Origin of the sequence: Okeania sp. SIO2F5, assembly GCF_010692685.1 — a bacterium.
Taxonomy (GTDB): Bacteria; Cyanobacteriota; Cyanobacteriia; order Cyanobacteriales; family Microcoleaceae; genus Okeania; species Okeania hirsuta.
In genome coordinates, this window is record NZ_JAAHGU010000032.1 from 38,867 (window position 1) to 62,027 (window position 23,161).

At 36.0% G+C, this 23,161-nt stretch carries 25 protein-coding genes, 1 tRNA gene and 1 pseudogene; 13 read left to right on the forward strand and 14 right to left on the reverse strand.

What is annotated here, in order from left to right; all coding sequences use genetic code 11:
- The first annotated feature begins 104 nt into the window (after positions 1-104).
- A complete protein-coding gene (locus F6K27_RS13440) occupies positions 105-398 on the forward strand; it encodes a Dabb family protein (RefSeq protein ID WP_287276119.1) in 294 nt (97 codons plus the stop codon).
- Between the two features lie 241 nt (positions 399-639).
- Positions 640-876 (forward strand): hypothetical protein, encoded by a 237-nt coding sequence (locus F6K27_RS13445; RefSeq protein ID WP_287276121.1) that lies wholly within the window; start codon positions 640-642, stop codon positions 874-876.
- Between the two features lie 665 nt (positions 877-1,541).
- Here the strand turns inward: F6K27_RS13445 and phnL are convergent.
- A complete protein-coding gene (phnL, locus tag F6K27_RS13450; RefSeq protein WP_287276122.1) occupies positions 1,542-2,279 on the reverse strand; it encodes a phosphonate C-P lyase system protein PhnL in 738 nt (245 codons plus the stop codon).
- A 774-nt stretch (positions 2,280-3,053) separates the two neighbouring features.
- Between phnL and F6K27_RS13455 the strand changes: the two genes are divergently transcribed.
- Positions 3,054-3,185 (forward strand): hypothetical protein, encoded by a 132-nt coding sequence (locus F6K27_RS13455; RefSeq protein ID WP_287276124.1) that lies wholly within the window; start codon positions 3,054-3,056, stop codon positions 3,183-3,185.
- Positions 3,186-3,415: 230 nt separating this feature from the next.
- Here the strand turns inward: F6K27_RS13455 and phnK are convergent, their stop codons facing one another.
- The 6 genes from phnK to F6K27_RS13485 all read right to left on the reverse strand — a co-directional run bounded on the left by phnK (position 3,416) and on the right by F6K27_RS13485 (position 9,716).
- Complete coding sequence (gene phnK, locus F6K27_RS13460) at positions 3,416-4,186, reverse strand: phosphonate C-P lyase system protein PhnK (RefSeq protein ID WP_287276126.1); 771 nt, start codon at positions 4,184-4,186, stop codon at positions 3,416-3,418.
- Between the two features lie 569 nt (positions 4,187-4,755).
- Complete coding sequence (locus F6K27_RS13465) at positions 4,756-5,679, reverse strand: alpha-D-ribose 1-methylphosphonate 5-phosphate C-P-lyase PhnJ (RefSeq protein ID WP_287276128.1); 924 nt, start codon at positions 5,677-5,679, stop codon at positions 4,756-4,758.
- Between the two features lie 413 nt (positions 5,680-6,092).
- On the reverse strand, positions 6,093-7,163 hold the full coding sequence (locus tag F6K27_RS13470; RefSeq protein WP_287276130.1) for a carbon-phosphorus lyase complex subunit PhnI: 1,071 nt from the start codon (positions 7,161-7,163) through the stop codon (positions 6,093-6,095).
- Between the two features lie 367 nt (positions 7,164-7,530).
- A complete protein-coding gene (gene phnH / locus F6K27_RS13475; protein WP_287276132.1) occupies positions 7,531-8,124 on the reverse strand; it encodes a phosphonate C-P lyase system protein PhnH in 594 nt (197 codons plus the stop codon).
- Between the two features lie 562 nt (positions 8,125-8,686).
- Complete coding sequence (phnG, locus tag F6K27_RS13480; protein WP_287276133.1) at positions 8,687-9,130, reverse strand: phosphonate C-P lyase system protein PhnG; 444 nt, start codon at positions 9,128-9,130, stop codon at positions 8,687-8,689.
- Between the two features lie 424 nt (positions 9,131-9,554).
- Positions 9,555-9,716 (reverse strand): hypothetical protein, encoded by a 162-nt coding sequence (locus F6K27_RS13485; protein WP_287276135.1) that lies wholly within the window; start codon positions 9,714-9,716, stop codon positions 9,555-9,557.
- A gap of 103 nt (positions 9,717-9,819) precedes the next feature.
- Between F6K27_RS13485 and phnF the strand changes: the two genes are divergently transcribed.
- Positions 9,820-10,551: a phosphonate metabolism transcriptional regulator PhnF gene (gene phnF, locus F6K27_RS13490; RefSeq protein ID WP_287276137.1), complete on the forward strand. Its 732-nt coding sequence runs from the start codon at positions 9,820-9,822 to the stop codon at positions 10,549-10,551.
- Positions 10,552-10,561: 10 nt separating this feature from the next.
- On the opposite strand, the gene F6K27_RS13495 is transcribed toward phnF, so the two are convergent.
- Positions 10,562-10,879, reverse strand: coding sequence for a hypothetical protein (locus F6K27_RS13495; protein ID WP_353735983.1), 318 nt, complete (start codon positions 10,877-10,879; stop codon positions 10,562-10,564).
- 74 nt (positions 10,880-10,953) lie between these two features.
- On the opposite strand from F6K27_RS13495, the pseudogene F6K27_RS13500 reads away from it, so the two are divergent.
- Positions 10,954-11,419, forward strand: a pseudogene (locus F6K27_RS13500) (RNA-guided endonuclease InsQ/TnpB family protein); the annotation flags it as partial.
- Positions 11,420-11,725: 306 nt separating this feature from the next.
- Here the strand turns inward: F6K27_RS13500 and F6K27_RS13505 are convergent.
- A complete protein-coding gene (locus F6K27_RS13505; protein ID WP_124146937.1) occupies positions 11,726-11,986 on the reverse strand; it encodes a hypothetical protein in 261 nt (86 codons plus the stop codon).
- Positions 11,987-12,230: 244 nt separating this feature from the next.
- Positions 12,231-14,963, reverse strand: a complete 2,733-nt coding sequence (locus F6K27_RS13510; protein WP_287276139.1) for a CBS domain-containing protein — start codon at positions 14,961-14,963, stop codon at positions 12,231-12,233.
- A gap of 472 nt (positions 14,964-15,435) precedes the next feature.
- Between F6K27_RS13510 and F6K27_RS13515 the strand changes: the two genes are divergently transcribed.
- Entirely contained in the window at positions 15,436-16,059 is a 624-nt protein-coding gene (locus F6K27_RS13515; protein WP_287276141.1) for a Uma2 family endonuclease, read from the forward strand.
- A gap of 84 nt (positions 16,060-16,143) precedes the next feature.
- On the opposite strand, the gene F6K27_RS33655 is transcribed toward F6K27_RS13515, so the two are convergent.
- The 4 genes from F6K27_RS33655 to F6K27_RS13530 all read right to left on the reverse strand — a co-directional run bounded on the left by F6K27_RS33655 (position 16,144) and on the right by F6K27_RS13530 (position 18,232).
- Positions 16,144-16,317, reverse strand: a complete 174-nt coding sequence (locus F6K27_RS33655; protein WP_205127511.1) for a type II toxin-antitoxin system PemK/MazF family toxin — start codon at positions 16,315-16,317, stop codon at positions 16,144-16,146.
- A 178-nt stretch (positions 16,318-16,495) separates the two neighbouring features.
- Complete coding sequence (locus tag F6K27_RS13520; RefSeq protein ID WP_124146935.1) at positions 16,496-16,966, reverse strand: tetratricopeptide repeat protein; 471 nt, start codon at positions 16,964-16,966, stop codon at positions 16,496-16,498.
- A complete protein-coding gene (locus F6K27_RS13525; RefSeq protein ID WP_287276142.1) occupies positions 16,950-18,095 on the reverse strand; it encodes a tetratricopeptide repeat protein in 1,146 nt (381 codons plus the stop codon). Before F6K27_RS13525 ends, F6K27_RS13520 begins: the two co-directional genes overlap by 17 nt.
- Positions 17,993-18,232, reverse strand: coding sequence for a hypothetical protein (locus F6K27_RS13530; protein ID WP_124146933.1), 240 nt, complete (start codon positions 18,230-18,232; stop codon positions 17,993-17,995). Before F6K27_RS13530 ends, F6K27_RS13525 begins: the two co-directional genes overlap by 103 nt.
- A gap of 147 nt (positions 18,233-18,379) precedes the next feature.
- On the opposite strand from F6K27_RS13530, the gene F6K27_RS13535 reads away from it, so the two are divergent.
- The 7 genes from F6K27_RS13535 (at position 18,380) to F6K27_RS13565 (ending at position 22,383) form a co-directional block, all read left to right on the forward strand.
- On the forward strand, positions 18,380-18,589 hold the full coding sequence (locus F6K27_RS13535; protein ID WP_192901190.1) for a hypothetical protein: 210 nt from the start codon (positions 18,380-18,382) through the stop codon (positions 18,587-18,589).
- An 800-nt stretch (positions 18,590-19,389) separates the two neighbouring features.
- Positions 19,390-19,611 (forward strand): DUF5678 domain-containing protein, encoded by a 222-nt coding sequence (locus F6K27_RS13540; RefSeq protein ID WP_124146932.1) that lies wholly within the window; start codon positions 19,390-19,392, stop codon positions 19,609-19,611.
- An 18-nt stretch (positions 19,612-19,629) separates the two neighbouring features.
- Positions 19,630-20,022: a hypothetical protein gene (locus F6K27_RS13545; RefSeq protein WP_124146931.1), complete on the forward strand. Its 393-nt coding sequence runs from the start codon at positions 19,630-19,632 to the stop codon at positions 20,020-20,022.
- A gap of 386 nt (positions 20,023-20,408) precedes the next feature.
- Positions 20,409-20,600, forward strand: coding sequence for a photosystem II reaction center protein PsbZ (gene psbZ, locus F6K27_RS13550; protein WP_124146930.1), 192 nt, complete (start codon positions 20,409-20,411; stop codon positions 20,598-20,600).
- 183 nt (positions 20,601-20,783) lie between these two features.
- Positions 20,784-21,365, forward strand: a complete 582-nt coding sequence (gene ribH / locus F6K27_RS13555) for a 6,7-dimethyl-8-ribityllumazine synthase (protein WP_124146929.1) — start codon at positions 20,784-20,786, stop codon at positions 21,363-21,365.
- Positions 21,366-21,458: 93 nt separating this feature from the next.
- A tRNA-Gly gene (locus F6K27_RS13560) sits at positions 21,459-21,530 on the forward strand.
- A gap of 448 nt (positions 21,531-21,978) precedes the next feature.
- Positions 21,979-22,383 carry a hypothetical protein gene (locus tag F6K27_RS13565; RefSeq protein WP_124146928.1) on the forward strand — a complete coding sequence of 135 codons (405 nt, stop codon included), beginning with the start codon at positions 21,979-21,981 and terminating at the stop codon, positions 22,381-22,383.
- Positions 22,384-23,161: the final 778 nt, after the last annotated feature.

Here is a 23,161-nt window from a genome sequence, read left to right on the forward strand (position 1 = left end):
TAATCAACAGTTAATCTTAAATTAACCAATTGGAATTTTTAGTTTCTCTATAGTAACCTCTATTTCTGTTAAAATACAGGAGCAGTTTTGAAAGATTGATTTATATGATAGTACATATAGTTTTATTTAAGTGGCATCCAGATACTTCAGCAGAAAATATTACTTCGGTTATGTCTGCTTTGAAAGGAATGAAAGGGAAAGTCCCGGAAATAATTGATATATCTTGTGGGAATAATTTCTCGGAGCTTTCTCAAGGTTTTCAAAATGGTTTAGTAGTGCAATTTAAGGATCAAGTTGCTCTTGATGCTTATGCAAAAAATGCCTATCATCAAGAAATTATTAAGACTTTGATTAAGCCAATTTTGGCAGAGAAAATTACTATTGATTATGAAGTTTAACTGTAAGCATTCAGGTGTCAGTTATCAGCAATCAGCTATTAACTTAATTGCCCTTGAAGGAGGAATCAAAGTTGAAATATTTAACAGAATTAAAAGTATAAAATAAATAAGCTACTTGCTCGCGACTCAATATTACTCAAATCCTCAAACTACTAATTCCTGAAAACTGACTGCTAATGACTGAATGGTGATGTTTAACTCTCTTCATTCCTGAGAGGGAAGAGAATTCAATAATTGATAATTGAAATGGATAATTGATAATTACCTATCTCTAAAAGAAAGAGGATTGAATAAAAGAGAAATTTTTTCTCTCTTGGTCGATTGGATATGGCGAGGAGACCCGTTCTTGCAGACCCGCTCCGAAGATCGCCATCCCACCCTTCGGGAAGCTGCGCTAACGACCGCTTGTTTCTCCTTTAAAGGAGAGGATTTTTACCTTAATTATTCGGTAAAAATATGGCAAAAAGCAGAAGGTTAATTAAGGTTAATTATTGATCTTCTATAGTTTCTAATTTTTCATAAACTCTAACTTTCTTTTGCGATAAAATACAAAACTTTCAACCTTCTCATTTTTTTCTTTTTCTAGATGTTGTTTTTAATAAAAACTACCCAATAGTCAAAAAATGACATTATTCAATGAAAAATGGTTTAAATTCAGTATTTGGGCTTGAAAATTGTTTAAGTTTAATTGTAAGCATTCAGCCATTATCAGTCATAAAAATCTCCCCTGAACGAAGTGTTTAAATGAATATAGACTTTAACGTCAAAGGAACATGCTTTTGTAATATTTAATTATCACTGGATTCTGGCTTAATAATACCCCTTAATATGTCAGCATTTCCTGCGGAATGCTACGCAAACAGCTTTTTAATTCATAAAGCAACCATCGGCTTAACTTCATCATACATTTTCAACTAATTATTGGAAATCTCTCAATCACTTTTTCCTCCTTTAAAGGTAATAAAAAAAAGCTGATAGCTGATAGCTGACGGCTGAATGCTTAGGTTTCATTAGACATCTCCAAAAATCAAAAATAAAATCAATTATCGTACATAAATTATCAATTATTTTCCCCTACTCTGTACGGACGTTTCATGCAACATTCCTACTTCCTACTCCCTATTTTATGGAGATATATATTAACTAAATTCCAAACATAATTTCCCTGGTACAAAGTCTTCTTTTTACTTCTTCATCATGGAAAATGCCGATTAAACCACACCCATTAACTAGGCGTTTTTCTAAAAGTTCAATTACTACTTGACGATTGACAGAATCTAGAGCTGATGTTGGTTCATCTAATAATAAAATTGGATAATCAACTGTTAAGCTTCTGGCGAGATTAATTCGTTGTTTTTCACCTCCAGAAAAAGTAGTAGGAGAAAGATGCCAAAGACGTTTTGGTAAATTCAATATATCGAATAATTCTGCCACTTTTTGATAGGCTACTTTTGGCTCAATTCCTAATTCTAATAAAGGTTCTGCTGCTACTTCTAAAGCTGGCACACGAGGAATTACTCGTAAAAATTGGCTAACATAACCAATAGTATTTTTTCGTACTTCTAATATTTGATGGGGTGCTAATTTAGGAAGATCGACCCAGGTAGATTTATGTTTGATTAAAACCGAACCTTTATCGACTCGATAGTTACCGTAAAGGCAACGCATAAATGTAGATTTTCCCGAACCAGACTTACCAGATAAAGCAATACATTCTCCTGCTGTTAAACTGAGAGAAATATTTTTTAAGACTGATAATTTTACTCCGCCTTGGTTGTGTAAAGTAAAGCTTTTTTCTAATGCTTCTGCTTTTAATAATAAAGAGTTTTCTGGGAAAGTATTTTCTGGCTGATTATTTGCTGTTAGTGGTTGAGTAGTCATTTCAGTTATCAATTATTAGTTATCAGTTATCAGTAAATCTTGCTGTTTGCGCAGCATTCCGTAGGAAAGCAAGAGGATTTAAATCTGGAATATTCTGTTTTCTCATCCCTTGAAAAAGGGAGGCTATTAACCATAATTTTTCGGTCATAAATCATTTTTCATATTTGAGTACTGTGAGATGTTGATGGTGATTTTTTTTGTTTCTCGTAAGTTGGGTAAAACCAAAAAATATGGCAAAGATAGCAATAGTTAAAAGTCAAATTATTGCGATGACTGAAACTAGAAAATTTGATAATTATTCACCTAATATTTAACTACTTTATAGGTTTTGGTGAGATGATTTATCCTCTTAACGAAACCTATCATTATGATAATTTTTGCCTAATTATTTTGCTGTTTTTTTGAGTAGTCGATAAATTTCGACCACACTATTTTCTAGTTGATGATTAGTTGTTAGGGTTTGAGTAGTCATCAATAATTTCTTATCTCTAAGTCAGGTGAGATACTAATGCTGAAAAATTTGCTTCTCACCATGTTGGGTCAACTCAAAAGAGACTAGATAATTTGATAATTCCTTAGTCAATATTCAACTACTGTATAGTTGTTTTTGATTGTCATATTACTGAAGCAAGCAAAGGGATGAGAATTTTTTCCTAATTACTTTGCTTGTGCTTTGAGTAGTCGAGAAGTTTCGACCACACTATTTTCTAGTTGATGATTAGTTGTTAGTAGTTGAGTAGTCATAAATAATTTTTCATATTTGAGTACCGTGAAATGCTGATTCTGAAAAATTTGTTTCCCGTAGGTTGGGTAAATTCAAAAAATTTAACAAATATAGCAATAGGTAAAAGTCAAATTTTGGCAGAAGTCAGGAATAGGGAAAATATCAAGATGCACATCAGATAAAACAGGACAAAAAAAGATGTAATTTTGACTTTTGTCAGATTTTTTTTCTTCGCTCTTTCTTCCTTAATATTATGTCCGTTGGCGCGCGTTTGTGTAAACAAAAGCGTGAATATATACAGGAAATTAAAGTTTTTTTCTTGCTCTTAAACCTTCCTACCTCTTCCTTCTTCCTTCTTACTTCTTCCTTACCTTCACGCTTACAATACTGATGCTGCCGGACATGATATAACTCATGGAATTAATGTTGAACTAACTAATTGTTGAGTATAAGAATGTTGAGGATCATCTAATACTTGGTCAGTCAAACCAGACTCAACAATTTGCCCATTTTTCATTACTAATAAACGGTGAGCAAGTAATCTAATTACCCCTAAATCATGGGTAACTAAAATTACACTTAAACTGAGATTTCGCACTAGAGAACGAATTAAATCTAATAAACGAGCTTGTACCGAAACATCTAAACCTCCAGTAGGTTCATCCATTAATATTAACCTGGGTTTTGTGACTAAAACACGAGCTAATTGTAAACGTTGTTGCATCCCTCCAGAAAACATTTTTGGTAAGTCATCTATTCTATTAATATCTATTTCTACTTGGTTTAACCAATAAGCTGCTTCTTCCCGAATTTTTCCATAATTTTTTACTCCTATATTCATTAAACGTTCGCCAATATTTGCTCCAGCAGTTACGTTCATTCGCAAACCATCACGAGGATTTTGTTGAACAAATCCCCATTCATTTCGCATTAATAAACGACGACGAGTTTCTGATAGTTTTGGGAGTGTTAATACTTCTCCGCTAGAAGTAGTATAGGTGATATTTCCGTCCTCAATTGGTATATATCCTCCAATAGCATTTAATAAAGTAGATTTACCTGAACCTGATTCTCCTACTATTCCTAAAACTTGGGCAGGATAGAGATTAAAAGAAACACGGTCACAAGCTTTTATATTTCTATAAAACTTACTCAACTTTTCAACATTTAATAATGGTTCCATAATCCACCATGATGTAGTTTTAATTTAGCTTTTATGTAAGCATTTCCTCCGGAATGCTGCGCAAACAGCAGTCAGCTATCGGTTGTCAGCTTTATTACCTTTAATGGACAATTTAAGCCCGTTGTTCTTGTGCTTCAATTCTTAGTTTAAAAATGTAGTAGAAGTAAAGCAAATACTTGGTTCATTTATTTTTATTGCGCTTGAGCTGACCACTAATAGCTGAATGCTTACATTTTAACACTGTCCTTAAGGAGAGAGTCTTTTTGCGCTATAGCTGACAGTTAATAGCTGAATGCTTACCTTTTATTTATTTAATTCTCTTCCTTTTAGAGAAAGGTAATTATCAATTATCAATTCTTGAAACGGTGCTTACCGAATAATTAATAATTAATAATTGTTAATTAAATAATTCAGCTTTATTAGTCTCCTCTTTCAAGGGGAAAAAAAGTGCTAGGATATTTCCTTATATTCAATTCCGTAACGGTTAAAACCCGAGGTAATTATCCATTATCCATTAATGAAAATTGGTTGGGGTTATCAGACAGGAAGTGCTGTATTAAAGACTATGCTCATCCACTTTTTACTTCTTCCTTTTTCCTTCTTCCTTCTTCAAGTTGTTTTTGTCGTTGATTACAATAATCTGTATCAGAACAAACCCACATTTTATTCCCTTGATCGTCTATCAAAATCTCATCCAAAAAACTTTCTTTAGAACCGCACAACTCACAAGCTTTATCCCATTTTTCTACAGTAAAAGGATAATCTTCAAAATCTAAACTTTTCACCTGAGTATAAGGAGGTATTGCATAAATTCGCTTCTCTCTTCCCGCGCCAAAAAGTTGTAAAGCAGGTAAATAATTCATTTTAGGATTATCAAATCGTGGGATAGGAGTCGGACTCATTATATAACGGTCATTTACCATTACTGGATAATCATGGGTCGTAGCAAAATCCCCTAACCTCGTAATATCCTCATACAATTTTACATACATTACTCCATAATCTTCTAAAGCGTGCATTTTTCTAGTTTCTCTTTCAGAGGGTTCTAACCATCTCAATGGTTCCGGGATAGGCACTTGATAAACAATAATTTGACCTTCCTGAAGTGGAGTTTCAGGAATCCGATGGCGGGTTTGAATAATTGTTGCTTCTGTAGTTTTTTCTGTTGTTTCTATTCCACAAACTTTCACAAAAAAACGACGAATATTTACTGCATTTGTTGTATCATCTGCTCCTTGGTCAATTACTTTTAAAATGTCTTTTTTTCCAATGATTGAAGCTGTAACTTGAATGCCACCCGTACCCCATCCATAAGACATTGGCATTTCTCTGGAACCGAAAGGTATTTGATGACCAGGAATGGCGACTGCTTTGAGTAAAGCACGGCGAATAGAACGTTTTGTTTGTTCATCTAAATAGGCAAAGTTAAAACCATTTTCTGGTGAGTTATTTACTTTGCCATTTGTGCTTTCTAGATTTTGGTTATTTAACATATACAGAATTTAAATTAATAGGGAATAGGGAATAGGGAATAGGCAACAGGCAACAGGCAACAGGCAACAGAAATTCGTAGCAAACATTTATCAAACTGTTATTAGGACTCAGGAGTCAGGAGTCAGAATAAATAACTTAAATATCAGGTGGTGGTGTATTGTAATGGTCGTGCATTGTCATTATTTTTATTACAAGAACAGTGGGAGCATCTTGCTCCTGTACCAAGTATTCCTTTCTGTTGTTGGCTATATTTATCTCCGAAAAAAATATCAATACCACTTACCGAATAATTATGCTTTAAAGCCTCTCCTTTAAAGGAGAAAAAAGAAAAAAATTTCCTTTGAGTCAATCCTCTTCTTTTCAAGGATAGATAATTGTTAATTATTCATTATTAATTATTCATTATTAATTATTAAATGTGTTCCTTCCGTAGCTTTCTAATTAAATTTATTTCTGCTTGAAAATCAATATAGTGAGGTAATTTTGAATGTTGTACAAACCCTTGAGCTTGAACATTATCTGAGTGATACAAAACAAACTCTGGGTCTTGAGCAGGTCCTTGTATTTCCTCCCCCAATTCTTTAGCTTGCATAGCACGGTCCACTAACGCCATTGACATTGCTTTTCGTTCGTTATAGCCAAAAGTTAAACCGTAACCACGGGTAAGTTGTGGTGCTGCTTCCTTACTACCTGTAAACATATTTACATTTTCAGCTTCAGTAATAGTAATCTCAGCGATCGCTATTTCAAAACCTAATTCTTCTGGAAAAATAAACACCTCAACTTCGCCCATTTTAATTTCTCCGGCGAAGGGATGGGTACGACCATAACCCCTCTGAGTCGAATATCCTAAACTAAGTAAAAAACCCTCATCTGCACGAGCTAAATTTTGTAATCTCGCGTCTCTCTCTGCGGGTAATTTTAGAGGTTTTCTTGTTAAGTCATAAGGTTGTTTATCATCCTCTATTTTTTCCTCACAAACTAATCCTTCTTTCTCTAAAATGTTCATTACTCTAGGAAAGTTTTCATCTATGTTTAAATTTTGGCTTTGAGGAGCAGTATAGTTATTTCCTTCCGCAGCTAATTTAAAGTCTAATAGTCGATGAATATAATCAAAAGTTGGTCCTAAATATTGACCTCCGGGAATATCTTTAAATATTGCAGAAATTCGCCGTCGAATCTTCATTTTGCTAGTATCCAATGGTTGACTATAATAAAGTCTTGGTAAAGTAGTTCGATATGCTCTTAATAAAAATATTGCTTCAACTAAATCCCCCCATGATTGTTTAATTGCTAAAGCAGCTAGGTCTCGATCATATAGGGCACCTTCGCACATAACTCTATCAACTGCGAGGGTAAGTTGTTGTTTAATTTGCTCTAAACTTAGTTCAGAAATATTGGTGTCTCCCCGCCGTAAAGCTTGCAATAGTGCTTCGGCATTTTTGATTGCTTTTTCTCCACCTTTTACTGCTACATAAGCCATGTTTTTTTACCTCAATTTTTATAAGCATTCAGCGGTCAGCATTCAGCACTTCAGCTATCCGCTTCATTACCTTTAATTCACAACTATATATCGTCGCTATTATGCCTCAATTTTCTGGTTGAAAATGTAGTAGAACTTAAGAGGTTGTCTGAGAAGTCCCATTTGCTACATCCAAGCCCCCGCGCATCCCCCATTCAACAAAAAGCGCAGCATTCTCTGGCTTCCCCCTTTCCAAGGGGGACGGGAGGGGGATTAATAAAGGGGGACTTTTAGAAGCAAATTGACTCTTGTTCCCCCCAAAGTTGGCTTGCTCGGGGGGCAAAATTAAGTATCAAAAAAACTTTTCAGATATCCTCTAAGGAAATGCTTACGTTTTTACTAATCTACTTTTAGTTGTTCTTGGTAAACCAATAACTGTATTTTGAGCAAAGAAAAATATATCTACTCCTAAAGGATAATTATTAAAGTTAACTTCCCATTCTGACCAGAAAAATTCCGGTAATTTCGGAATTGAAATTGCTATTTCTTCTAAAATTCCCGGTCCGGTTAATATTACTTTATCACCTGATTCTAAATTCGCTCCTTGCACAAATAAAGTAGTTGAATTTTCTGGTTCTTCTGCTGTACCATGATGAAAATTTGATAGGTTGGGAATAGTTTGAATATTCTTTATTACAGCAAAGTCAGCAATTTGAGAATTTTCGGTAAAATGACAACCTGTGTGAAACAATAACCAAGCTTTTACATCTTGATGAAAATCTGAACTTAACCATACTTTTGTTTCCAAATCTAACATTGTCAAACAGGCAGCAGCACAAGCTATATTCAAGTCAGATGGTGGTGTTAATTTAGCATCTATTTTTTGCTGCTTTCCTGGATAAGATAAGGCATTTAGTAGATTGATAAAAGTTCTTTGAGAATCATGTACAATATCAGGCAATCCTGGTAGTTTAGTAATCATAAAAAAAGCTTTGAATCTAACAAGTACCTGTGACAATTAGTTGATTGATTTATTATTAGAAATATAGCGTTTATCAGCCTAATGAGGTACACTTATCTTTATTGTTCTTCTATTCCCTGTTCCCTTTTCCCTCTCTTAGTGCGCGTTCCCTCTCTTGGTCAGCATTCCCTCTCTTGGTCGGCATTCCGCAAGCGAGCTGGCGTCGTCGCGGGGTCCGACCGCTTGTGTCTGTCGCCGACGCGGGGTCGCACCGCTGTTTCCTAAAACTAACGAATTGGCGTTGCTGAGTGGTAATGATTTTGAGATTAACTTTGGGCGCAAAACATCAGTTTTTCAATTTGACCTTCAGCTCATAGACATCTCCAAGAATCAAAAATCAATATCTATATCCCAAAGGAATTATCAATTCTTTACCTCTATAGCAAAGCTGCCTACTCCCTACTCCCTATGGGTGGAGTAGATGTCTAATTATCATTACATTTAAGCAACGCCAACGAATTTTGTACCTCACGCTTCTTGGGAATTGCTATAACACTAATAATACACCTCACACAAAAATTGATTAATCCCCTCTGGCAATAGTAAAAAAATTAACTTTCGTAGCTTCTGTTTGTAGTTGTTGAATTTCCTTTTGGTGATTAACTTCTGCTTCAATAAATTCAAGAACGACAGACTTTACAACATCATGCCATTCAGGCAATTGCATTAAACCATCGCACAAAGCAGCAAGTTCAGCATGACGATGCGATCGCCCTGCCACATAACCAAAACCCATAACATCCTCTATCTTGACTGCACAACGAGTAATAGTTATTTCCCCTAGATTAAATATTTGTCCCGTTCCACCAGCGCGGCCTCGTACCATTGTCAGACCTATTTCTGGTGGCCTTATAAAGTTGTATGCAGGCAATTTGCCTATCTCTGCAACTTTTGTCTCTAACTGCTTCAAATTAGATTTAGCTAAGGTTTTTATCCATCCCTGTCGCATTTCTGTTTGAATGTCCATAGATTGGTTTTCTAGTCCAATTAACCAGAGCAATATTTGTATATACAAATTCCAATATATACAATATATAATAGATATATACCTTTTATTCAAAAAAAACTAACTGCTACATTGCGGTTGTCATAATGGTCAAAATATTAGTATTCAATTATCGAGTAAACGCCCATTTCTCAAAGTAATATCTGGCAATTTAGGGGGTGGGGGTGATCTCTATGACTAATACCAATTCACTTTAAAGATGTCACAAATAGTTTCAAACCGAATATCTGAAATAATTTCCTGAAATTACTGTGGGATCAAACTTTGGAGTCTATAAAATTTTACTTTTAACTTTTAATTTTTGACTGTCTTGAGTGCATCTTACATTCTGAGGGGGCCTCAGAATTACGCACTCGCTTTTGACTTCCGTGAAACGGTATAAGAGTCAATCTTCCAACTCAATTATCAATTCTCTGAAACTCATGACTTTTTGCAGATAACTGGCCAAGTTAGGCATATTTTTTTCTAATTCTGGAAAAAACTCAAAACTTTGTTCAATACCGTTAGTATATTTAACTGTAAGAGTGAATTTTATTGATTTACTCATACTCCTGTGCCTATTGCCCTTGATAATTGTTGGCTGCTCCACAATATTTATCTAAACTAGAAAAATATTAAACATAAATATATCTAAATATATTCAAGATGCCATGAGCCGTGAAGTATTACCAGTTTATACCCGAATTGCTGAAGAATTACGCCAAAATATTCATCAAGGAATTTATAAAGTAGGAGATAAGTTACCAACTGAAGCTCAACTGAGCGAATATTTTTCTGTTAACCGTCATACATTGCGTAGGGCGATCGCCATTCTCAAAACTGAAGGGTTAGTGAGAGTGGACCGAGGTCGTGGGACTTTTGTCGTTGGTACACCCATTAAGTATTTTATAGGTAAAAGGGTACGCTATAATCAAACTCTTATTGCCCAAGGCCAAAAGCCTAGTTTTAGATTGCTGCAAATGGTTGAAATACCTGCCGATGCTTCTATTGCTCAAGGATTAGAAGTAGAAGTAGGTACTCCTGTAGCTTTAATTGAACGTTTAGCATTTGCAGACGATCAACCTATTAATATTTCTAGTAGTCATTTTCCTTTAGATCGTTTTCCAGGAATTGTAGAGGAGGAAGCAATTGAATTTTTGCGAGAGAAAGGTTCAATTTCTAAGTTGTTAAGGGAAAAATATAATAGCGATCATATTCGTCGTACAACTCATGTTTATGCTCGTATAGTCAGACATGAAGATACTTCTCTGTTGGAAGTTCCTCTGAATCATCCTATTTTGTTAGCAGAGTCAATCAATGTCAATCAGGATGGCAATATTATTGAATATGGGGTGACTAGATTTAGAGGCGATCGGATGGAGTTAGTCTTTGAAAATGAATGAGCTTGAATATTTAAGATTGTTGAGAAAAACCTGAATCTTTCTTGATTTTTTCCAGCTGTTCCCATAGTTCCTGAATTTGCAGATAAGCAGATGTTGTTGAAATTTTTCCTGATGTTTGTAAACCACTGATATAATTTATTTTATGAGAAAATTCTTGTAATTTCGCATTGAAATTGATATTTGCTGGAGTTGCTTGTCCGTAATAGGGACTTTGTGGATATAGAAATTCATCCTTTTTCATTTCAGCTTTTCCTGAGTTTATTTCAAAAATTTTAAGTTTGTTTTTTCTCTTAATATAAAGTATATTATATAAATTTTTATTTGCCAATGTTTAAAGTCTGTAATTTTAGTTAATAACTATTAACTTTTTGTCAAATAAATATACTTCTTTAATCCAATAAACACGATCTGGTAGTATACGAAGATTTGAAGATTGCCAATTTAGTTAAAAACCATCATTTAGCTAAGTCAATATCTGATGCAAGTTGATATCAATTTACAAAATGGCTTGAGTATTACCCTAAGTTACACGGGATTGTTTGTGTAGCAGTACCTCCCCATTTCACATCTCAAGAATGTTCAAATTGTGGTCGAACGGTAAAAAAATCATTGTCTGTTAGAACTCATAAATGCTTACATTGCGGTTATATATGTAGATAGAGACCATAACGCAGCAAGAAATATTCTAGCTAAAGGGATGGAGATGTTGGGAGTGATATTTAACAGTACCGAGGGGCACTCGGAAACTGGGGACAAAATCCCAAACGCTACAGGAGAGTTTGACCGCTGGATTGATAATAGCAATATTGTTAATGTAAGTCATTTCAATGAATGTAGAATCATCTTAGATGAGAATCCCGCATCATAATCTTAGATTTGATGCCGGGAGTATGTCAATTTTTGAGATTTAAGTAGACAGACATACATAATTAGTCATATCATGTCCCCACTTTATAGTTTGTGTAAACCCAAGGGTGAATATCTACAAAAAATTTAAGTTTTTTGGACTTTTAAGTCTTCTGTTCTAGATAAATAAAGCCTTCTTCCCTCTTCCTTAAAAATCTGGTTTTTAATCATGGAAAAGAAGAGCTGTAAAAAATCATATTTTAGGAAAATTTTATACCACTCCTCTATGAATTATCAATATTCAAGTAAACTTGATATAATTACCTAATTAAATATTTTTCCGGTCTGAATTATTTTCAGGGTCTGTACCTATTCCTAAATTTTTCTTAGAATTTTTCAACTGTTTCCAAAGTTCTTTGATTTGCTCGTAAGCTTCTTCAGGAGAAATTTTTCCACCAGTTTCTAAACCGCAAATTATACTTACTCGTTGAGCAAATTCTTGCAGATTTGAATTAAATACTAAGTTTTCTGGGGTAAAATCACCTTGATATCGACTGTGAGGATACAAAAAATCATCATCAATTGCCATAGTTTTTTCCTGATAAATATCCTAAAAGGGAACAGGGAACAGGGAACAGGGAACAGGAAATATAAGAATATTCCTACAAGTATACCTGACTATCCTCAAAAGTGCTGTAATTTCTATTCTCTATTGTTGATATCAAATCCGCTTAATTCGGCATAAAAAAATGTTCCATCTCCCCACACTCCCCACACTCTCCATCTCCCCATCTCCCCACACTCTCCATCTCCCCATCTAAATTACACTGATGCTACCGAAGAGGATAATACCTAGCTAAAAATTTCTCAGCATCAGAGCGATCGCTCACCACACCATCCAAAGTTGCAGTCAAAAGATCGTCCAAAATCAACTTAAACTCACGCCCCGGTTTATATCCCATTTCCTTCAAATCATTTCCATTCAAAACAGGTTTAACATTTGCCCACTGAGTCAAATATTGCCAAACCCTACGTCGCACCCAACGCTCACATTGTACCGCAATCAAAATCAACATCGGCAAGTCGTACTTCCGCAACAACCACACCACCTGACTCGGACTATTACATTCTGGCAAACTCTCCATAACCTTACCCTTTGCCAACTCCAACTGCTCCAGTCGCTTCACACTATCCACAGGTAACTGCAAATTTTTCCCCACCAAACCACGATAGTCAGACTCCAAATAAGCAATCAAAACCTCCAACCGCATTTGCCAGTGAGATAAACTTTTCTGAGCATCAAAACGTTGCAGACACCTATCCATCAAACATACCTGCTGCCACAATTTCCGGTCTAGCTCCATAGTTGGATGCAGACAACGCAACGCCCCCAAACTTCCCAATAACTTTAAAGCAGGTTTCCAATAATTAGCTTGCAAAATATATTTCAACTCACTTTTGAGTCGAGTTTCCAAAGCAGGCACCCTTCTATTTTTTTCCGCCTTCCCAATATTTTGGCGGTGATATACCCCACTATTAATAGCGTAACGAATATACTCTTCTGTTTTTGCTTCAATTTCAAATCCTAATCTCACCGCAAACCGCACCGCTCGATAAATACGAGTAGGGTCTTCAATAAAACTGTTGGCGTGTAACACCCGCATTTGCTTCGCCTGCAAATCTGATAACCCACCAAAAAAATCAAGCAATTCACCAGCACGAGGTCCAGTCAGTCGTGCTGCCAAAGCATTAATAGTAAAATCCCGACGATACAAGTCTTGGCGAATTGAACTTGCTTCAACTTCTGGGTTAGCTGCTGGATAGGGATAAAATTCTGTGCGAGCAGTAGCAATATCTATCCACAGAGAGTCTAACACCGGGTCGTTGTGCCAAAGTAGGGCAGCAGTTTGAAATTGACCGTGAACTTCTAAACGTGCTGTGGGGTAAATTTTTTGTAGTGCTTTTGCCAACTCCACCGCTGGAGCTTTTTCTGTTTCCTCGGAGTGACAACCATCTACAACTAAATCGATATCTGTTAACAGTAGAGTCTCATCAAATTTTGATAATAATAAATCTCGCACCCCTCCACCAATTAGATATAGTTGCCAACCTCGTTTTTCTGCCAACTCAGCAACACGGGTGAGTAGTTGCCAAAGTTGAGGTGCAATACGTTCTTGTAAAAGTTCGGCAATTGATTTACAAGTTTCACCAGGTATACAACCAAGTTGTTCGTTTTGAGGGCGTTGTTGTTGATGCAATTCTCGTAAAACGTCGGTACGAGTAACTATTCCGACTAAACGGTTATTTTCCAATACAGGCAACCGTCCAATATCGTAAGTAACCATCAATTCTTCAATTTCAGGGAGGGTAGTTTCTGGGGAAATAGTTTTGAGTTGTGGTGTCATGTAACCTTTGACTGGAGCATGACTAAAACCATGGTGGAGGGCGATGTCAATATCTCGCCGAGTAATAATTCCGACTAATTCTCTGGATGAGTCTACTACTGATAAACCAGAATGACCGTAACGTAATAGTATGCGATGAGCTTCTTCTATGGATGTCTCAGGAGGAATGGTGCGAACTGGAGATGACATCAAATCTCTGGCGGTGGGAGGTTGAGGAATTTGATTTTTGAGTTGGTCTACGAGTTTGTCCAGGGTTGCTTCAGGGTTACTGTCTCGGAGAGTAACTGCTGCTGCTCGGAGATGACCACCACCACCGAGAGGTTGTAATAGTTCGCTGAGGTTAGTGTCTGAAATGCGCGATCGCCCGATAATACTTAAGCTTTTTTCTGTTGTGTCTTTGAGGGGGTGGGTATGAGCTAGGAGGAGAGCGTCTATTTCTGTGAGGTCTATTAAACTGGAAGCTAAACTGGATAAACCGGGAATATATTCATCTGTGTGTAATAGTATCGACCCTATTTGATAATTTCTCACAGTGGAGCGTTGGATATTTTCCAGAGCTATTTTCAATAAATCTTGTAGTTGGGGAGATAAACCAGGTTCTACATATTCGGCGATTACAGGTAAACTCGCCCCCTGTTGCATCAACCATGCTAAAGCTGCTGCATCTCGTGGTGTTGTGTGGTCGAAGGTTAGGGAACCAGTATCAGCGTGGATACCAAGGGCCATAATTGTTGCTTCTGCTGGAGTTAAGACAGGGGTAGAATTGTTTTGGAGAGTCTGGAGTTTTTCTGTGATAAGGGTTGTGGTTGCTCCCACTGCTTCTATATAAGTTTGGGTAGCTGGAATATCGGTTTGAGTTTCACAGTGATGGTCGTAGATGATAATTTCTGATAGGTGGGGTAGGTCTAACCATTGGGCAGTTTTTCCGAGTCGGGAGCGTGTCTGACTATCAACGATGAATATGGAGCGTATTTGTTTTGGGTTGACAGAGCGACGTTCGATGATGGCAAATTCGTCTCGATGGAGTGCAAGGAATTGTTTGACGGTGGGGTGACAACCACCAGTTAGTACGAGGCGACTACCTGGGTGGAAGTGGGTTAGTCCGACGGCGGCGCCCAGGGCGTCGAAGTCTGCGGTTGTGTGGCATAAGATTATGTTCATTTTGGGGAAGTCAAAAGTCAAAAGTCAAAAGTCAAAAGTAATATTTTATGGGAACAGGACTTACACAAATTCACCTTAAAAACGCCATATGTAGGGGCGCAATTCGGAGCTTTGCGGAGCGCAAATGGCATTCGCCCTCTATCGATTTAGTGTCTGTGCGTAACTCCTGGGGAAGTCAAAAGTAAGATTTTATAGGCTTAAAAATTTTAGGATAGTATAAATAATTAAGTCATCTTTAGATGATTAAAGGTAAATGATTTATTATAACTAATTAACGAGACTTAATATTATTTCTATAGGATGAGATTGTTGAATAAGTTCACAGAATTCGTGAAGAGTATTCTCGTTCATTCAATCATGATTTGAAAGCGATATTTGCTGATTTACAGAAGCAGCAAGCAGAAAGTGGCATGAAAGTTGTGGATTTATCTCGAAAACCAGATATGACAAAACGTTGGAGGAGAAAAAAACTATGATTGCTCAACCCCAAGATTATCAAAAAATGTCCCCTGAAGAATACCTAGAATGGGAAGCTAAACAGGAATTTCGCCATGAATATGTAGACGGTGAAGTTTTAGCTATGACTGGAGGAAGTCTTCCTCATAATGATATTGCTCTTAATTTTTATACAGCTCTGAGACCCCATGTCCGTCAAAGAGGTTGTCGAGTTAATGTGTCTGATGCTCAAGTTCAAGATGCTAAAAATAATCGTTATTTCTATCCAGATTTAGTTATTAGTTGTAATGCTGAGGATTTAAAATCCTGTAACTTTATCGAACATCCTAAAGTAATTATTGAAGTTCTTTCCCCCAGTACAGAAAAATATGATCGCGGTGGTAAGTTTAAATATTATTGTCAATTTTCTAGTTTGCAAGAATATGTTTTAGTAGATTCAGAATCAATTTCTGTAGAAATTTTTCAACGTGGGGAGGGAAAATTTTGGCGTTATTGTGCGTATACAGAAGGTGAGTCTATTACATTAGAGAGTATTGAATTTACTTCTGCTATTGAAGTTTTGTACGAAGGAGTTAATTTTGAAACTCCAGAAAACAGAGAGCAAGCGGTTGAGGAACGAAACCCAACTTTACCAAAATAAAGCGCGTGTTGGGTTTATCCTAACGGATAAGCTCCGCTAACATTGAGGTAGTCGATGGGATTGAATTTTTAGATATAGAATAATTTAACCCTCGTACTCTACAAGTAAAGCAATACCAGCTGATATTTTATCCATAACTTCACTAGAACAAACACCTATTTTCTTAACTAACCTTTGCAAATCCATTCCTCTTATTTGCAATAAATCAACAGTAGAAACTTTGCTTAAATTATTTTCTAAATCCGGTTCAATTTTAATGTGTCAACTATCATTATTAAAATAATTTTTCCAATCAGTAATAGGTGCAATTAACTTAATTGGTAATCTACCAATACCATCGGAACTAATGATAATCGCCGGACGAATATTTCTAATTTATGCTCCGATAGTTGGGTCAAAATTTGTTAGCCAAATATCTCCCCGTTTGGGTAAATTATCATTCTTCATATAATTCATCCCAAGTTTGCAAATCTTCCCATTCTCTATCTTGCTGATAATATTCGCACATTTTTTCGGCTTGCTTTGCCAAAATTTTTCGTCTTTCTTCTAATGGTAATTTAATTAAATAACGGGTATCTTTTTCATCTATTTCTTGGAGGTAAGTATTGAACAATTTTTCTTTTAACTCCTGACTCTCTTTTAGAAAAATTCCTAACTCCTGAGCAATAGACAAACCTTGCTTATAAAAATCATGTGCCAACTTATCATCATGTAACTTATGATAAAGTTCGGCTAAATTATAAAGAGTTATAACTTCTTTCGGACGACTGCCAATTTGGCGATAAATATCTAATGCTTGTTGTAAAAGTTCCAGTGCTTCTATATTTTGCTGAAGTTCTATCAAAGTAGCACCTAAATTACATAAAGCAGTTGCTTTCATCCCAAGAGCATCAATTTTTTTCAGCAATTTGCAACTGTTGACGATGGTAATCTAATGCTTTGTGATAATCTTTGAGAGCAAAGTAAACATTTCCTAAATTTCCCATTGCTGCACCTTGACTTTTAGGACTTCTAATTTGTTTTGCAATACTCAAATTTTGTTGGTGGTACTCCAGAGCTAAATTGTATTTACCCAAGCGATGAAAAACATTACCTAAACTTCCAGACGCAGCTCCTATATTTGACAAATCACCTGTTTGTTTAGCAATATCTAAAGCTTTCTGATGACAACTAATTGCTCGAGCATAATTTTTTTGAGAAGAATAAATAGTTCCTAAATTATTCAATATCATTCCTTCATTATCTAGGTCCTTAATTTCCTGTGCAATTTTCAAACCTTGGTGATAATAATCGAGTGCCTGATGATATTTTCCTAGAGCATTATAAGCATTAGCTAAATTTCCCAAACTATGACCTTCTTCAGCTAGATTACCAACAGAACGTGCAACATCTAAACTGAGGTTATAATAGTTAATTGCTTGCTCATAATCTCCCATTGAATAATAAGCATTACCTAAATGTCTCAATGGTAAACCTTCCCTACTCCGCTGTTTCATTTCCTTAACAATATCTAGGTGTTGTTTGTGATAATCAATCGCTTTTTTATATTTACCTGATAAGGCATAAACAATTCCTAAACCTCCTAGCGCCATCCCTTCATTACCACGATCTTCTATCTTTCTGGCAATTACTAACTGTTGTTGATGATATTTAATAGCTTTCTGATATTCTCCTAAAGATTTGTAAGCTGTAGCTAAACCCCCTAACGTTCTTCCCACTCCCAGAGGGTCTTCATTTTCTTTTATAATAGTTAAATGTTGCTGATAAGAATCAATAGCTTTTTGATATTTTCCCATAGAAATATAAACACTACCTAAATTAGAAAAAGCTCTTCCTTGACCTAAGCGATCGCTTCTTTCTTGAGCAATTACTAAATGTTTTTGGTGATATTCAATAGCTTTTTGATATTCTCCTAAAGAATAGTGAACGTTACCTAAACTTCCTGATGCTGCTCCCTCTTGAAAGCGATCGCCCTTTCTGCTTCTATTGCTGCGGGAGAATTTCCAGCACCAGTCTCCACAATACCTACTTCCCACTGTTGACCATCAATAGAAAATTTACCCCTTTCATAAATTGTCCCATTAGGGTGAATATCCTCCCCCAAGTCACTCAGATAAGCGCGTACTGCCATATATTCGATACGAATTGCTGTTAAAATAACCGCACAAGCCATACCTTTACCTATTAATTGAGCTGCTTTGTATTATGGCTAATTTATTTTTAAATGTGTAAAAATCAAACTGCTTTTCAATAAATTTAAACTCCTTTCTAATGCTATTCAATTACTTCTATTACCAACTTATTACAGAAAAAAATTTCTATGAACGACCAAAAACCCATACTTCAAATTTTTCTACTCGAATACCAAAAATTGAAAGAAGAACAACTCAAACGTATTGCCTTCCGAGACCAAATCATTTATCTAACACTAGGAATATTTGGCGGAATACTCTCTTTTGCTCTATCAAATAAAACTAATTTTTATGCCCTCTTAGTTATTCCTTGGGTTTGCCTAATGGGACTTACATAAAATAAAGGCAGAAAATAGGGTCAGATATAGATGGGTAGAGGTTTTCACGTCGAAAAGGCATAAATCCTGAGTTACTAAGGGTTCTAGCCATTTTTAAGGCTTTGACGTAATTCCCTTGTCTAGACTGACTTTGACGCATTTTTCCTACCAAAAAATGTCTAAGTACCACTAATTCTCGGTTGGACTTATGTAGTTAATGACGAAAAAATCTCTGCTCTGGGAAAATATATTCGATTAACTCTCACCGAAAAAATCAAAGCACAAATAGATGATTCAGATATCGAATCTATCTTTGGCTGGGAGATTGCTCATAGAAGTGACGAAAGAAGAAAAAGGCGGAAAATACAGCAATTAATTATTGATGAAATTACTTTTGTATTCTCTGGTTTAGTAGCTTTATTTGCTTTCTGGTCTCTAGGTACAAATTTTCCTTTGGTGATTCATATATTTTGTATTATTGAGCTTATTCTATTAGTAGTTTTAGGCATAGAAATTATCATTTATGCCGATCTAGCTAAAGGTCGGTAAATAATTAACAATTAATAATTAACAATTATTATCGCTGTTGGTAATAGCTATAGCGAGGTTTATAGTCATTTAAAAAAAGAAGAACATAAGGTAATGCCTTTAGTTTTTGAACTACCCGAATCCGATAACAAACTTGATGGCTACCTGATATTTTATCGAATCTCAGGGAATAATTAGTTTTGACAGTTAAAACGCGATTCAAAAATTGCTATATATTAGTTACAAACCTATTTTTTTCAGGAGAAATTATGAGCGATATTAGCGTCGAATAATTGGCAGCAATTTTAGAGGAAGATGATAAGTGGCTGACCGAAAATTACAACAAACTTATCCAACAGTATCCAGGACAAATGGTGGCTATTAATGATGGTAAAGTAGTTGCTGTGGGAAGAGAAGTAAGAGACTATTGTGCCACCCGACAAAATGCAGTTTTGGTAGGGAAATTACTAATAAACGTACCCCATCCCGACGATTTAGAACCATTTTTAATTTAAGCAAAGGGCGCTAATTTGATGGCAATTATTAGATTTAACTACAAACTGATCAACGCTACTTTTCAACCTATAATTACTCTTGGTGTTCTTCTAAAAAATGCCTGGATACGGGTAGATTTTTACGTCGATTCAGGAGCAAATTATAGTGTGGTTAGTTCTAAAGTTGCGGAGGAATTTGAGTTTAATTATCTAGCTGGCGATCGCGTCAATTTACAAGTAGGAGATGGGGGTCTGATTCCAGTTTATTTACACGATTTGGAAATACAATTAGGCAGGGAAAGATTTACTTGCCCTATTGGATTTTTCCATCACTTAGGCGTATCTTTTAACGTTTTAGGAAAGCAGGGAATTTTTGACAAGTTTAAAATCTGTTTTCTAGAATCTCAGGGAATAATTAGTTTTGAAAGTTGAAAGGTAACGAAGTAAGTTAAAAAATTTCAAGCTATTTGTAGTTATTCTGAGGAAAGATTTACTAATTTGTTTTTAGTCGCTTTTAGGATAGTAAGGTCTGTTGACTTTAACGACACTTTTGACTGCTCCATCAAAGTAATAAAAAAGGCAAAATTTTATATTATATCTCTGAAATGACCTACCTACATCAAAAATTAACCACTAAAATTAAGATTATCGTTGCACAGTATGTGGCTAAGAAAAAATTGGTTAGGATATAAACTGATGATGAATCTTAGACAGCGAAAATATTTTTCCAACCGTTCTCTGTTCCCTGTTCTCTGTTCCCTGCTGTATGATATTCTAATTTTTTATAGGATGAGTTTGTTGTTATACCAGGAGAAAAGATGTTAACATTCTTGTTTCAATTTGTACTACTTTTATTAGTAGTCTTATCTTTTGTTTTAGTAGTTGGCGTACCTGTTGCCTATGCTTCTCCCCAAATCTGGAGTCAAGGCAAACCTTTGATCTTTATTGGTTCTGGTTTGTGGTTAGCACTGGTAATTGCAGTGGGTGTTTTGAACTTTTTGGTGGTTTAGGCCAACAATTTTGATTTAAAATTGATAGAATCAGACAGTTCTATTGGGCAATACCTAGAGAAAACATGGTGTAAGAGGCAAGAGATAGCAAGTTAGTCCTTGTTGCTACTTGACTCTTACTAACCTCTATACTAAAAGTTATTAGCTTTGATCTAAAAAATTTAACTAAAAAAGAATTCTAATATGACAGTTTTCGAGGGAACATTTACTCAAACTGAATCCTTACGCTTTGCTATTGTGATTGGTCGCTTCAATGACTTAATTACTGGCAAATTAATTGAGGGTTGTCAAGATTGTTTGAAACGCCACGGTGTAGATCCAAACCCAGAGGGTACTCAAGTAGATTATGTTTGGGTCCCTGGTAGTTTTGAGATTCCTCTAGTCGCCCGTCAATTGGCCATGAACGGTAGCTACGATGCAGTAATTTGTTTAGGAGCTGTAATTAAAGGCCAAACACCTCATTTTGATTATGTAGCTGCTGAAGTATCTAAAGGAATTGCCGCGGCAGCATTTCAAACGGGAGTACCAGTAATTTTTGGCATTGTAACTACAGATACTATGCAACAAGCTCTAGAGAGAGCTGGCATTAAAAGCAATAAAGGTTGGGAATATGCCATGAATGCTCTTGAAATGGCTAGTTTGATGCGTCAAATGAGAGGTGGTATAAACTCCTCATCTAATAATCGTAGTATTACTGGTACAACACAAGTTTTACCTATAACTTCCAACAATTTAGTAGAGTCTGATGTATCTCCAGAAGCATAGACCAAGCGATCAACAATTATTTATCGGAAAAAATCTACTGGAGGGTTGACAAATAAAATTATTTGTGAAATTATAGATATATAGTTACAAACCGCGGGTATAGCTCAGTGGTAGAGCGCAACCTTGCCAAGGTTGATGTCGCGCGTTCGAATCGCGTTACCCGCTTAATTAAATAGCAGTTAGGAATCAACGGTCACCAGTCAGCATTAAGACTTTTTTTTACGTTGAGTCGGGGATTTCAACCCCTACTTAACAATCAGGCTTTTAGAAGCCGGGGATTTAACCCAAGGTCAAAAAGCTGTTAACGTTACCGTTAGCGAAGCTCCTGCGGAGGAGGCAAGAGGTAGTTCCTCCGCAGGAGGCTAGCTGAAATGCTGATAGCTGATAGCTAGTTAAGGTTGAAACTTTTGCCTAATAAAGCTTAAATTTATAGCATTATCTATGACTTTATTTGACCTATGAAATAGTTCAAATAACGGAATCTCAATAATCAAACTTCTTCCTTGTTCCTTGTTTCCTCTTGCTTGTGATGTAAGTTAGAATTGGCATAATAGACCTATGCTGAGAATCAGATTGTCTTTTTTCTGTCAACGCTTTCGCTTCTACGATTACTTTGCGACCTCAAAAAGCTCTGAAAATTGATTTGAATGGAGAGTACCCCTGTCCATGTCGGCGTAAGGGCCACTTAATTCCAATAACCCTGACAGATGCCTTTGGCTGTAATCGCTGTCAGCAAATATTTGTGGTCAATGAAAATGGCCATACTATTGAACAACTCTCCACTCACTACCCATACAAACTAGCTTGGCGATGGACAGGCAAACATTGGAATCGTGCCTATTCTAATTGGAGGGCGCATTATTTACCAATAGCTCTAGTAATGATTTTAGTTCCATTAGTGATTTGGCTACCTCTGGCCTTAAACTCTCCTGGTTCTAATATAATTATTTGGGCACTGGTGGCAGTGGTTTTGGCTATGCTTCCTGCCTTGATTGTTTGGCTTGCTTACAGACGTTAAACTGAGTGGGGGAGTAGGGGAGTGGGGGAGTGGTCATTTCAGTTATCAGTTATCAGTTATCAGTACTTCTGCAATAAGGAGGCTTGAGATAAGGAATATTCTCTTTTTTTTATCCCCTTAAAAGGGGAGGTTTTAGACCACAATTTCTCGGTAAACATAAGAGTAATTGCTAGTCCTGCTCGCGTAATGGTATACAGGAAAAAGGAATACCCGTCATGGGAGCAAGATGCTCCCACTATTCTCGTAACAAAAATAATGACAATACAGGACCATTACAATGCACCACCACCGAGTAATTAACATGAACTGACTAATAATTATCTATCGAAAAGGTTATTATTTCTGTGTTAATTATTTAATAATTGAAGTGTCAACTAATTTTCTTAAGCAGGGGAGTAGGAGAGTAGGGAATGGTGGGAAATTCAGACATTTTCAATAGAATTAAGAAGAGTATTTTTACAGCATATTCTAAATATATAAAGTACAGGTATTAACAATTAAATGTTTATAGCATCTTGCCCGCGATGGTTGTACCTCACTAAAATGGAATCTGCTATATTACCGGGACTTTGATATTTTTTAGGTAAAAAATAGCTTCAAACTCAACGGTAGCAAGGAAAATACGTTGATCTGGCTAAAAATAGCTCAAACCTAGGGCGTGTCATCAATTAAAAAATTGACAAAATGGGTATTGTATGCTCTAGGTCGATGGCGATCGCTATGCTAATAAAATGACAGAAGCTGCCAAATAAATTCCTCCTAGGAAGTTAACCGAACG